This window comes from Devosia limi DSM 17137, from assembly GCF_900128975.1.
Taxonomy (GTDB): domain Bacteria; phylum Pseudomonadota; class Alphaproteobacteria; order Rhizobiales; family Devosiaceae; genus Devosia; species Devosia limi.
In genome coordinates this window covers 100624-112872 of record NZ_FQVC01000012.1, presented here as the reverse complement: position 1 = coordinate 112872, position 12249 = coordinate 100624, and the positions used below count along the sequence as shown (strand labels likewise).

The 12249-nt window shown below is 64.7% G+C and carries 13 protein-coding genes; 6 read left to right on the top strand and 7 right to left on the bottom strand.

From position 1 onward, the window contains the following. Positions 1-307, top strand: a 307-nt coding sequence (locus tag BUA69_RS17020) for a transposase (protein WP_072866513.1), incomplete at its 5' end; no start/stop codon positions are given. A gap of 31 nt (positions 308-338) precedes the next feature. Here the strand turns inward: BUA69_RS17020 and BUA69_RS17015 are convergent. Further along, positions 339-629 (bottom strand): GIY-YIG nuclease family protein, encoded by a 291-nt coding sequence (locus tag BUA69_RS17015; RefSeq protein WP_046133907.1) that lies wholly within the window; start codon positions 627-629, stop codon positions 339-341. A 220-nt stretch (positions 630-849) separates the two neighbouring features. Here BUA69_RS17015 and mbfA point away from each other — a divergent pair, with 220 nt between their 5' ends. Further along, entirely contained in the window at positions 850-1833 is a 984-nt protein-coding gene (gene mbfA, locus BUA69_RS17010; protein ID WP_046133906.1) for an iron exporter MbfA, read from the top strand. 147 nt (positions 1834-1980) lie between these two features. Here the strand turns inward: mbfA and BUA69_RS17005 are convergent, their stop codons facing one another. Then, positions 1981-2913 carry a LysR family transcriptional regulator gene (locus BUA69_RS17005; protein ID WP_046133905.1) on the bottom strand — a complete coding sequence of 311 codons (933 nt, stop codon included), beginning with the start codon at positions 2911-2913 and terminating at the stop codon, positions 1981-1983. Positions 2914-3120: 207 nt separating this feature from the next. Continuing rightward, a complete protein-coding gene (gene trhO, locus BUA69_RS17000; protein WP_046133904.1) occupies positions 3121-4137 on the bottom strand; it encodes an oxygen-dependent tRNA uridine(34) hydroxylase TrhO in 1017 nt (338 codons plus the stop codon). A gap of 115 nt (positions 4138-4252) precedes the next feature. On the opposite strand from trhO, the gene BUA69_RS16995 reads away from it, so the two are divergent. Continuing rightward, a complete protein-coding gene (locus tag BUA69_RS16995; RefSeq protein ID WP_046133903.1) occupies positions 4253-5290 on the top strand; it encodes an aldo/keto reductase in 1038 nt (345 codons plus the stop codon). A 307-nt stretch (positions 5291-5597) separates the two neighbouring features. Here BUA69_RS16995 and BUA69_RS16990 read toward each other — a convergent pair whose 3' ends face one another. Both BUA69_RS16990 and BUA69_RS16985 read right to left on the bottom strand, forming a co-directional pair. Next, positions 5598-6488 carry an NAD(P)/FAD-dependent oxidoreductase gene (locus BUA69_RS16990; protein ID WP_046133902.1) on the bottom strand — a complete coding sequence of 297 codons (891 nt, stop codon included), beginning with the start codon at positions 6486-6488 and terminating at the stop codon, positions 5598-5600. Further along, the gene (locus tag BUA69_RS16985; protein WP_046133901.1) at positions 6481-6933 is read right to left on the bottom strand and encodes an Rrf2 family transcriptional regulator; all 453 of its coding nucleotides are present in this window, start codon (positions 6931-6933) and stop codon (positions 6481-6483) included. Before BUA69_RS16985 ends, BUA69_RS16990 begins: the two co-directional genes overlap by 8 nt. Positions 6934-7011: 78 nt before the next feature. On the opposite strand from BUA69_RS16985, the gene BUA69_RS16980 reads away from it, so the two are divergent. Next, the gene (locus tag BUA69_RS16980) at positions 7012-7614 is read left to right on the top strand and encodes a hypothetical protein (protein WP_046133900.1); all 603 of its coding nucleotides are present in this window, start codon (positions 7012-7014) and stop codon (positions 7612-7614) included. Between the two features lie 106 nt (positions 7615-7720). On the opposite strand, the gene BUA69_RS16975 is transcribed toward BUA69_RS16980, so the two are convergent. Further along, a complete protein-coding gene (locus BUA69_RS16975) occupies positions 7721-8131 on the bottom strand; it encodes a VOC family protein (protein ID WP_046133899.1) in 411 nt (136 codons plus the stop codon). Between the two features lie 91 nt (positions 8132-8222). On the opposite strand from BUA69_RS16975, the gene BUA69_RS16970 reads away from it, so the two are divergent. Further along, positions 8223-8789 (top strand): TetR/AcrR family transcriptional regulator, encoded by a 567-nt coding sequence (locus tag BUA69_RS16970; protein ID WP_244468689.1) that lies wholly within the window; start codon positions 8223-8225, stop codon positions 8787-8789. Between the two features lie 181 nt (positions 8790-8970). On the opposite strand, the gene BUA69_RS16965 is transcribed toward BUA69_RS16970, so the two are convergent. Further along, positions 8971-10068, bottom strand: a complete 1098-nt coding sequence (locus BUA69_RS16965) for a DUF2793 domain-containing protein (protein ID WP_052950369.1) — start codon at positions 10066-10068, stop codon at positions 8971-8973. 218 nt (positions 10069-10286) lie between these two features. Here BUA69_RS16965 and BUA69_RS16960 point away from each other — a divergent pair, with 218 nt between their 5' ends. Further along, entirely contained in the window at positions 10287-12224 is a 1938-nt protein-coding gene (locus BUA69_RS16960) for a beta-N-acetylhexosaminidase (RefSeq protein WP_052950368.1), read from the top strand. The last annotated feature ends 25 nt before the right edge of the window (positions 12225-12249 follow it).

The window sequence follows — 12249 nt, the reverse complement described above, 5'->3', positions numbered from 1 at the left end:
CATGCCCGAGCTTGGAAAGGTCTCCGCCAAGGTCGCTGCGGCCCTTCTGGGCGTGGCCCCCTATGCGCGCCAGTCCGGCGCTTCCGATCGCAATGGGCGATGCAGTGGCGGCCGAAAGCACCTGCGCGACATCGCCTACATGGCTGTGCTCAGCGCCATCAAGGTCAAGGATCCCGTGCTCGGCAGCTTCTACCAAAGGCTCCGGGCGCGCGGAAAACCCTTCAAGCTCGCCATGATCGCTACCGTCCGCAAACTCATAACAATCCTCAATGCCATCGCCAGATCTGACCCCGCATTCAATCCATGATGCCCACGGTTGCTTGACCCGTGGGTCGTTATCAGCCGGGTGCGATAGACAGGTAGAGGTCATCCCATTCAGGATTGCCTGCCTCGATGAGTTGATCCTTCCACGTCCGTGACCAGTGCTTGATATTGTGCTCGCGCTGCATGGCGCGATGAATGTCCTGGTGCTGCTCGAAGTAGACCAACAGATGCAACTGATGCTCCCGGGTGAAGCTGGGAACCAGATCGTTGCGATGTTCGTAGACCCGGCGGATGAGGTTGCTGGTGGCGCCGACATAAATCGTGCCGAAGGGGCGATTTGCCATGATGTAGACCCATGCAGCCATGAGCCCAGTGGATGACGAGAGGGACCCACGGGTCAAGCCCGTGGGCAGCGCGGTGGGTGGGGCGAGGATGGCGTCGCCGCGCCCTCCTCACTATCCTTATCGCCTCCATCCGCCCGCAATCTGACCACCCCAACGCCCTCCTCATCCCCACGCCCTCTTGCTATCAGTTTAGAACCGTTCTAATCATTGTTTAGAACAATTCTAATCTATGAGGCAAAGCATGCTGTCCCGGTTTTTGGCGCCGACCAAGCGCGAGTTTGGGTCGTTGAGCGAGCGCGAGATCCTGTCGCTGGCGGTGGCGGCGGAAGAAGAGGATGGGCGGATCTATTCCGAATTTGCCAGCCGGCTGGCCGAGGCCTATCCGGGATCGGCGGCGTTGTTCGAGGGGATGGCGGCGGAGGAAGACGAGCATCGGCGGCGCCTGCTCGACCTCTATGTGGAGCGCTTCGGGCCGCGGCTGGTGCCGATCCGGCGCGAGCATGTGCGCGGATTTCTGGCGCGCAAGCCAATCTGGCTGATGAAGAACCTGTCGCTGGAAAATGTGCGCCAGCAGGTTTGGGAAATGGAGGAAGGCGCCTATCACTTCTATACGGAGGCGGCCAAGCAGACCACCGATGCCGGCATCCGCAAGCTGTTGGGGGATCTGGCGGCGGAGGAGCGCAAGCATGCCGCCGCAGCCGACAAGATCGATGCGACCGCGCTGGGCGCCGATGGGCGCGAGACCGAAAAGGGCGAGCAGCACCGCCAGTTTGTGCTGACCTATGTGCAGCCGGGGCTGGCCGGGCTGATGGATGGCTCGGTGTCGACGCTGGCGCCGGTCTTTGCAGCAGCCTTTGCCACCGGCGATACCTGGCAGACCTTTCTGGTTGGCCTCGCCGCAGCAGTGGGCGCCGGCATTTCCATGGGCTTTACCGAGGCGGCCTCCGATGACGGCAAGCTGACCGGGCGGGGATCGCCGGTCAAACGCGGGTTCTCGGCCGGCATCATGACGGCGCTGGGCGGGCTGGGACACGCCCTGCCCTATCTGATCACCGACTTTTTCACCGCCACCGCCGTCGCCATCGTCGTGGTGCTGATCGAATTGTGGGCCATCGCCTTTATTCAGAACCGCTATATGCAGACCCCGTTCTGGCGCGCGGTGATGCAGGTGGTGCTGGGCGGATCGCTGGTATTTGCCGCGGGGATTTTGATCGGGAATGCGTAGGGCGTTTCCGCACGCCCGGCGCAGTCCTTAGACACGGAGTCATTCCCGCGCAGGCGGGAATCCATTCTTGGGTGCTGTGCTCGAGACGAATGGATTCCCGCCTGCGCGGGAATGACCCGGTGAAAGGGCAACGACCAATGTGATGGACTAGGCCACCTTCGGCCTTAGGGCCTCGAGGCGGTTGTCGAGAATGACGCCGATCTTGGCGCATTCGACGGCGATTTCGGCGATGAAGTCGGCGAGCATGTCGCGCTCCAGCGCGGCGAGGCTGCGGACGACCATGGCGGTGTCGCGGTGCAAAGGCTCGAAATCGGTGGGTGCGATTTCAACGAGGCGGCCGGCGGCGACGTCATCGGCAATGGCCGAGGCGACGAAAAAGCCCAGGCCTTGCCCCTTGAGGGCGAGGCGGCGGGCGGGGCCGGTGGGCAGATCGACACTGGTCTTGGCCATGCGCACCAGGGCGGCGGCGGTTTCGGGTTCGGCCTGCCACCAGCGCAGCGAGATGACGCGGGGCACCAGTTCGAGCACCTCCTCGATGCTGGGCCGGGCCGGCAGGCGGGCGGCGATTTCGGGGGCGACGACCAGCGGCACGCGCTCGCGCATGATCATCAGCGGCACGAGATCGACGATCAGTGGATCGAGATTGGGCCAGCACAGGATGCCCATTTCCACTTCGCGCTCATGCAGCATGGCGGCGATCTGGCTCTGGCGGCCCTCATTCACCACCACGTCGACGCCGGGATATTTTTCCTGAAAGCGCAGGAGGCTCTCGGTGATCAGTGGCGAGACGAGGCTGCGGAGCGAGCCGATGGCAATGCGGCCGCGCTCGACCCGGCGCAGGGCTTCGCGGGCCTCCTGCGCCGTGCCGATGATGCGGCGGGCAAAGGGCAGGAAGGTCATGCCCTGATCGGTGAGGGTGACGGTGCGGCCGCGCACGAACAGGGTGACGCCCAGCAATTGCTCCAGCGCGCGGATGCGCATGGAAGCGGTGGCCTGGGTGATGTTGAGATAGGCGGCCGCCCTGGTGAAGCTCTGGTCGCGCACGATGCGATCAAAGGTGCGGAGCTGATCGAGGTCCATCGGGATTGCTTATGACGCTGGGCAAATTGCGGGGTATTTTCAGCCTAGCATTGGCATGGGTGATGGAAAAGGGTGGAGGCTCTATCGCGGGGTCCATCCCGGGGGAGGCCGGGTTCATGCCGGTGGGCGTGGTGATGGCGGGAGGCTTTCAGCATGGATTCCGGCCTGCGCCGGAATGACCCGGTGGGTGGAGGATGACCCAGCCGATCAGCTTGACTGATTGCGGGCCCGCGATTCCTCGGCGATCTGGCGTTTTCTGGCCTTGGCTTCGGCGGCGAGGCGGGCGGCGTCATCGCCGAGATGGGCGAGGCCGCGGGATTTGGCGAGATCCATCTGGCGCTGGCGCTCGGTGGCGGCGGCGTGCTTGGCGGTGTCGCCGACGCAATGGGGGCAGGCAATGCCTTCGTGATAGGCCGGATCGGCGCGATCGGCTGCGGTCAGCGGGTGGCGGCAGGCGCGGCAGAGGGTGGCGTCGCCCTCGACAAGGCCATGGCCGACTGAGACGCGCTCGTCAAACACGAAGCATTCGCCGGCAAAGCGGCTGTCCGCCTCGGGGACCTGTTCGAGATATTTGAGAATCCCGCCCTTGAGGTGGAACACTTCTTCAAAGCCCTGGCTCAAGAGATAGGACGAGGCCTTTTCGCAGCGGATGCCGCCGGTGCAGAACATGGCCACCTTCTTGTCGCGGGCGGGATCGAGGTTTTCGGCGACGTAGTCCTTGAACTCGGTAAAGCTCTGGGTGGCCGGATCGAGCGCGCGGGCAAAGGTGCCCAGGCCCACCTCGTAATCATTGCGGGTATCGACCAGCACCACATCATTGCGATCGATCAGGGCGTTCCAGTCTTCGGGCTCGACATAGGTGCCCACCAGCCTGGCCGGATTGGCCTCGGGGGCACGCAGGGTGACGATCTCGGACTTGAGGCGTACCTTCATGCGCAGGAACGGCATGGCGGAGGCGTGGGAGAACTTGATCTCGGCGCCGGCGAGGCGTCCGGCGAAATCGGGACCGGTGAGGAGATAGGTTTCGAGCGCGTCGATTGCGTCCGCGGTGCCGGCGACGGTGCCGTTAATGCCTTCGGGGGCGAGGATCAGCGTGCCGCGGATATCGTGGGCGCAGCAGAATGTGGCCAGCAGCGGCTGCAGCGCCGGGGCATCGGGCAGATCGGCAAATTTGTAGATCGCCATGACCTTGTATGGAACATCGGCTTGGGGCAGATTGGTCATATCGATTTCCGGTGGGCACATTGCTACAGCTTTCTGCGCCCGCTCATACCATCCGCCCCGCCTGTGCGCCAAGCGCCGTGGACCGGGACAAATCGCAAATGTTCGGGAGATGATCATGACCTATCGGGCCGATCCGGCGCGCTATGACAGCATGCAATACCGCCATTCGGGCAAATCCGGGCTGCAATTGCCGGTGATCAGCCTGGGGCTGTGGCAGAATTTCGGCGGCACCCGCGACTATCCCGGCGCCATGGAAATCCTCGGCCATGCCTTCGATGCCGGGATCACCCATTTCGACCTGGCCAATAATTACGGGCCGCCTCCCGGCTCGTCGGAAGAATTGTTCGGGCAGGTGATGGCCCGCGATTTCCGCCCCTATCGCGACGAGATGATCGTTTCCACCAAGGCGGGCTACAATATGTGGCCGGGCCCCTATGGCGAATTCGGCAGCCGTAAATACCTGACCGCCAGCCTCGACCAGTCGCTGAAGCGGCTGGGGCTGGACTATGTCGATATTTTCTATTCGCACCGCTACGATCCCAAGACGCCGCTGGAGGAAACCATGGGCGCGCTGGCCCAGGCGGTGCGCGCCGGCAAGGCGCTCTATGTGGGGATTTCGAGCTATCCCCAGGCGGAGACGCGCGAGGCCTATCGCATCCTCAAGGAAATGGGGGTGGCCACCACCATCCACCAGCCGAGCTATTCGGTGATCAATCGCTGGATCGAGAATGACGGCACTATCGATGCCTGTGGCGAACTGGGTATCGGCATGATCGCCTTTTCGCCGCTGGCGCAGGGGGTGCTGTCGGGCAAGTATAATAGCGGGCAGGTGGAAGGCACGCGCGGCGAGAACCCCAATGGGTCGCTGCGGGCCAGCCATATCGAGCCGCGGGTGCTCGACGCCGTCGACAAGCTCGGGGTGATCGCCAAGTCGCGCGGGCAATCCATGGTGCAGCTGGCGCTGAGCTGGGCGCTGCGGCGGCCGGAAATGACCTCGGCACTGGTGGGCGTGCGCACCATCGAGCAGCTCAAGGACAATCTGGGCGTGCTGAACAATCTGAGCCTGAGCGCCGAAGAAATCGCTGCTATCGACGAGGCGACCAAGGGCGGGCAGATGGAACTGCATCCCAGCCCGCGCGGCTGGCTGCGCTAGGGTTTTTTGGGCGTGACGTAAGCGAGGGGTGGGCCGAGTGCCCGCCCTTTTTTTGTTGGCTGGTGGAAGGAGAAGGCGCCCCGGGTTTACGGTTGGTGCCCGCATGTCGTTAACTTCACCGGGCTGTCCCCGGGCTTGACCCGGGGATCACTCTGAGCGCCTGCCGGGGGAGAGTGGCCCACGGGTCAAGCCCATGGGCAGCGCGGTGGGGGTGGAGGGCTCTTTACGCATTAAGCACACGACGCAGCGATGGTTCCCTCACCCCAGCGCTCCTCCCAACACCTCCCAAAGGGGCGAGGGGCAGACGTCAGGCCAGCATGGATTGGTGGGCGGCGACGCCGGCGATGGAGCCGCTGGACAAAGCGAGCGGCACGCTGTGCATGCCTGACGCCAGATCGCCGCCGGCATAAATGCCGGGCACGCTGGTGGCTTGGCGTTCGAGCAGCTTTGTCGCCAGGCCGAGCGGGGTTTCGACCATGTCGACGCCGAGCTGGGCGTGCAGAGTGCAGGCCGGCGCATTGCGCGGATGGGCGAAGAGAGCATCGAGCCCGACCGAGCGGCCATCGGCGAGCGCAATGGCGCTGAGCTGGCCGGCCTGGTTTTCCAGTGCGGTCACCTTGGGATCGACGATGGTGACGCCCCGCGCCGCGAGGCGGTCGCGGTCTTCGGCTGGAATATCCTTGCCATCGGCAAAGAGGGTCAGATCGCGGCTCCAATCGAGCAGGAGGCTGGCCATATGCAGCGAGAATTCCGCGACATAGAGCAGGCCGAGGCGCTGATCGCCCACTTCAAAGCCATGGCAATAGGGACAATGCAGCACCGACTTGCCCCAGCTTTCGGCAAAGCCGGGCAGGTCCGGGAACTGGTCGGTGATGCCATAGCTCAGCACCAGGCGGCGGGCGCGCAGGGTTTCGCCATCGTCGCTGGTGATGCTGAAATCATCCATGGCGCCGCCGGCAGCGGCAGCCTTGGCATTGATGATGCGGACGCTGGGATAGGCGGCAAGTTCGGCGCGGCCGGCGGCCAGAATATCGCCCGGCGCCTTGCCGTCATGGCCGAGCACGCCATGGGAATGGGCGGCGAAGCGATTGCGCGGCAGGCCGCTATCGAGCAGGGTAACCTTGCGGCGGGCGCGGCCCAGCTGCATGGCGGCGGTGAGGCCGGCAAAACTGCCGCCGACGATGATGACATCATCCATGGGATGGAACTCCAATCTTGGAATGGGGCTTCAATGCTGCGGCAGCCGCGATCTCGGCCAGCGAGACGCGCTTGAGCCGGGCCGCCAGCAGCGCTTCGGCATCGGTGAGGAAATCGCCCATCAGCTGATCGACACTTCGAACGATCATGCAGGTCTGATCGCCCGGATCGCTTTCGGTGCGCAGCAACAGGCTTTCGCCCAGAGCGGCATAAACGTCGAACAAGGTGATTTCGGCGACCGGACGCAGCAGGCGCCAGCCGCCATTATGGCCTTTGGTGGAGGCGACAAGGCCGGCCTCGCGCAATTCGCCCATGACGCGGCGGACGACAACCGGATTGGTCATCAGGCACACCGAGAGCGTGGTGGAGGTCTGGGCTGCATCGGGCTGGGCTGCAAGGTGGACCAGAGCGTGCAGGGCGATGGAGAGGCGACTGGAGCGTTTCATGTAACTTTATTTGTTACATTTGGATATCGCTGTCAACCCGGCTAGGATGAGGTTTTAGCGCCGCGCCGGAGATTGCTGATGAAACTGCTCCTTGCCATGACCACGACACTCCTCACGCTGGTGACGCCCGCCCTGGCCTTTGAAGCGCCGGTGCAGGGCGTGATCGAAGGCTACAAGGCCAGCAAGCCGATGCGCATTGCCGATGTGGGCACGCTGATGCGCCATAGCGAGCGCTGGTGCTATCTTGAAGATGCCGGGAGCTGTGCCTGGTGGGATGTCTATCTCGAGGTCAGCGATACCGGCGCCAGCTTCGAGATCGGCAATGCCTGGGACGAGGCGGTCGATATCGCCTTTGTCGATCGCGGTGATTTTCGCGATGGGCGGTTCATCTGCGAAACCGGCGCCGACTGGGTGCCATCGGTGCGGGCGACAAGACGGGCCGACGGCAGCATGATCGGCGGACGGGAACTGGCGGCGCTGAAGGCCGAGATTGCCGGGCCGCAAAGCGCCGAGGTGCTCAACTGTTTTGATTATCTCTATATGGGCAGCGACGATCCGGAAAAGACGGTGACGCTGCTGCAGCGGCAATATGTCGATGATGTGCATCAGGCCGGTCGCGACACTCTGGTGACGCTGCATTTTGATCCCGAGAGCGCCGCCGCCCTGACATCGCGCTGGTAGGGTTTTGGGGTGAAGCTTCTCCGGATGGTCCATTTGCCCGCAGCGAGGAGCGACGATGGCGGGATCGGGGAGAGGCGTTGCAGATGCCAGCCCCCCGCTGCCGATTTCAGGCGCCCTGCTGGGCCAGCCATTCAGCATCCGGCTCGATCGGGGTGATGATGTCGAGCAGCACGCCATTGGGATCGGCCATGATGAAATGGCGCTGACCGAAGGGCTCGTCGCGCAGCGGCTGCAGGATGGAGAGGCCGGACGCCTGGGCTGCAGCATATTCGGCAGCGGCGTCCTCGACCTCAAAGCTCAGCAGCAGGCCCGTCGTCGGGGTGCGGCCGCTTTCCGGGATGGTTTCATGGTCATAGACAATCAGCGCCAGTTCGGTGGCGGCGTTATTGGAAGAGCGCAGCTGCACATACCAATCGCTGTCGAACAGGCGCTGGAAACCCAGATGACGTTCATAGAAAGCAGCGGCCGGGGCGACATCGCGCACCAGCAGGAGCGGGTAATCTCCGGTGATCTTCATATTGGCTCCTTGCGAATTGGCAGCACAAAGTACATGCTGCATGTATCTTTTTGATAACATACAGGCTGCATGTATGCAAGGCGCGGATCGAATGCTGAGTGGCAAGGCGGCGGCAACGCGGCAGATGCTGATTGCGGTGGCGCGACAGCTGTTTGCCGACAAGGGCTATGCCGAAACGGGCACGCCGGAGATCGTCGCAGCGGCGGGGGTGACACGCGGCGCGCTCTATCACCATTTCGCCGACAAGGCGGCCTTGTTCCGGGCCGTGGTGGAAGAAGAGCATGCGCTGCTGGCCATGGCGATCAATAGCGCCACGGCGGGCGACGACGAGACGGGCCCGGTCAAGGCGCTGCTGGCGGGGGGCGATGCGTTCCTGTCCGCCATGCAAGATGAGGGGCGCCGGCGGATCCTGCTGATCGATGCGCCTGCGGTGCTGGGGCGGGCGGAACTGGACGCAATCGACGGGCGGCATGGCTTGCGCACGCTGATCGAGGGGGTGGGCGCGGCGATGGAGGCCAAGGCGATCCGCGAGCTACCCGTGGTGCCGCTGGCGCATCTGCTCAACGCGCTGTTTGACCGGGCGGCGCTGGCGGAGGCCGAGGAATTGGGGGATTACCGCAAGGCGATCCGGGCGCTGATCCGGGGGCTGAAGGTTTAGGCTGTGGCGAGTGGAGCAGGAGATTACCGCCGGCGCGAGAATGACTCGGATGTAAGCCGCACGAACGCTCCACTGGGCTGTCCCCGGGCTTGACCCGGGGTCCCTCAGAGCGCGTGCCGTGGGGAGAGGGACCCGCGGATCAAGTCCGCGGGCAGCGCGGTGGATGGGGTGGGAATGGGTGTCAGAGCCAGGCCTTGCTTGCCCCGCTGCTCCAGCAGTCGCCCCCCTGCTCCAGCGCCTCCACCCGAGCGGCAAGCGTTTGAACGGCGGCCATGAGGGGGGCGAGGAAGGCGTCGTAGCGGAGGCCTTGTTCACTCTCGGGATCGGCGGGGTCGGCGAGGATATGACCGGCAAAATCGGGACAGTTGAGCTGGGCGAGCGTTGCGGCGACGTCCTGGGCGAGGAGGCCGTAATGCGTGCGGCGGCCGGGGCGGGGCTCGGGATCATTGCCGCCCACCAGCCAGCGATAGCGCACCGGATTGAGGGCCAGGATGAAATCGAGGCCGAGATCGGTGGGGGCGATGTCGGTTTTCTGCCTGGCATCGGAGGTCTGGATGGTGCCGGTGGCCGACCAGAGCGAGGACCAGCGGGCGCCGCTGGCGCCGAGCGTGGCGGCATTATCGGTCGTCGGGCGGATCGCGGCGGCGGCGGTGAGCGTGCCGGAGGCACTGTCGATGGTGATGGCGTTGAGCCAGGTGGCGCCGTCGGGGCTGACCTTGAGCCGCCAATTATTGTCCCCCATCAGCCCCATTTCGGCGCGGCCGGACCAATTGGCCTGAAACAGCAGGCTGGCCGTATCGGCTGAGCCTGCCTTGTTGAGCTTGAGTTGATGGCCATTGCCGGCATGGGTGAACAACGTTGCTGCCGCCGCGACGGCGAGGCGATTGGTGGCGTCGGCTGCGGTGTTGATGCCGATACCGGGCACCCCAGCGGGACCGATGGAGGCCAAGGCATGCCAGGCGCCAGCGTGGAAGGCCAGAAGGGCCTGTTCGGCCCTGACCCAGACCTGCCAGCCGGGGGCGGGATCGTAAAACAGCCAGGCGCCGGACTGGAAGGCGGCGATCTTGTTGCTGTGGCCGGCCCAGGCGCCGGTCGCGCCGGGGGCGACGATATGGGCCTCGCCCAGCACCGGGCTGGCGGGCGGAACCGTGAGATCGCGGGCATCGACCACCGGCTGAACCAGCGCATCGAGCGCCTGCAGGGCCTCGTTATGGGTCACGTGTTTCTGGGCCTGCTGGCTCATGATGAAGGGCAGGCTGAGGCGGGCGGTCTGGTCCATGGCAATCTCCCAATGCGTTGGGGTGAGTTTAGGACCGGGGTGATGGGGCGGGGATAAAGCGGAGATCCGCCACAGCTTTGATAGCGAGAAAACTGGATCCCGGCTGTCGCCGGGATGACGCCGTGGCTGGGGAGGTCCCGGAGCAAAACCGCCAATGCCATCCCGTTGCGGGGCATGGAAAATCCGATTAGGGTCCAGCCAAAGGGAGTGGTCTTACAATGGCATCGGATTGGTATTGTTATGTGGTGGAGAGCGAGTGGATGCCGGCCGATCTGGCGGGCGCGGCGCGCTATACGATCGTGCTGCACAATAGGAGCGCGGCACCGCTGAGCGGGTTTCGACTGGGGATGTCGGGGCCGGCGCTGGTGGTGGCGGAGGGGCCGCATCAGGGCTGCAGCGTCGTCACCAAGCTGTCGAATTATTGCGAGATCGCGCCGGAGGCCGGTTTTGTGCTGGCGCCGGGGGCGAGCTGGACCGCGAGCCTGACGCTGGCCTTTCCGGCGCGGCATTGGACCGATGGGGCCTTTACCGCCATGCTGATCACCAGCGATGGCCAGGCGCAGGCGGTGCTGACCAAGCCTGCCACCAATGCCGGGGCGACGACGCCGCCCAAGCGCGGGGTGATCCGGCATCCGGTCGCCGAGCCGGGTGTGGCGCCCTATGCTGTTATTCCCTGGCCCAATGACGTCGCGGCCAAGGGCAATCGCACCGCGCCATCGGGGCTGACGCTGAGCGCTGGCGAGGCCGAGGGGCAAGCGGCGGCGGCTGGTTTTGCCGATCTGGTGGGGCATTTGTTTCCCGGCGAGGCACTGGTGCGCAGTGCCGAGGAAGGTGGCTATCCGGTGGCGCTGGCTGTCGATGCCAGCCTCGGCGCGGAGGCCTATGCCATCAGTTTTGCGGCGGGGAGCGCCAGTGTGCGGGCCAATGGGCGGACGGGGCTGCTCTATGGGCTGATCACGCTGGGCCAGATGCTGCGTGGGGCGCGGCTTTATCCGCAGAGCTTTACCTTTCCCACCGGTGGCAGCATCAGCGATGCGCCGGGGATGGAATGGCGGGGCTGCCATTTCGACGTGGCGCGGCAGTTTTATGCCAGCGGGGAAGTGGCGCAATTCCTGCGCACCATGGCCTGGAACAAGCTCAACCGGCTGCACTGGCATTTGAGCGATGACGAGAGCTGGCGGGTGGAAATCGACGCCTATCCGGAGCTGACCAGCAAGGCGGCGTGGCGCGGGCATGGGATGAGCATTCCGCCGCTTTTGGGTTCGGGGCCGGAGCGGAGTGGCGGCTTTTACAGCAAGGCCGTGGTGCGCGAACTGGTGGCGCTGGCGGGATCGCTGGGGATCGAAGTCGTGCCCGAGATCGACGTGCCGGGGCATTGCTATGCGCTGATCCAGACCGTCTCGACGCTGCGCGACCAGGGCGAGAACGGGCAGTATTTCTCCATTCAGTTCTTTGACAATAACAGCCTCAATCCGGCGTTGGACCGGGTTTACGAGGTGGTGGAAACCATCTTTGCCGAGCTGATCGAACTGTTTCCCTCGCCCTGGTTTCATGTGGGCGCCGATGAGGTGCCGCATGATGCCTGGGACAGCTCACCCCAGGCGCAGGGGCTGATGAGCCGGGTTGGGGGCAGCGAGGCGCGGAACCTGCAGGCCTATTTCCTGCAGAAGGTGCAGGCGTTTTTGACCCAAAAGGGCAAGATCACCGGGGCCTGGGAAGAGGCATCGGAAGGCGGCGGCATCGACAAGGCGAATTGCTATCTGGTGGGCTGGCGCAATGTGGAGGCCAATCAGCGGCTGGCCGGCGAAGGCTATGATGTCGTGGTGTCGCCGGCGCAGCGCTATTATCTCGACATGGCCAATGGGCCGGACTGGTTCGAGCCGGGCGCGGCCTGGGCGGGCTGGTCCAGCCTTGAAATGACCTATGCGTTTGTGCCCGATGCCGGGTGGAACGCGGCGGAGCGGGCGCATTTCAAGGGCGTGCAGGGCGCGATCTGGAGCGAGCCGATGACCGAGCGGGCGGTGTTCGACCGGCTGGTCTATCCGCGGCTGTCGGCCATTGCCGAGACGGGCTGGACGCGGCCGGAGAGCAAGAGCTGGGCGCGGTTTGTGGGCAGCGTGGCGCTGATGCCGGCGCTCTATGGGATGCGGGAGTGACACGACGGGTCGCGCTGGTTCGCAC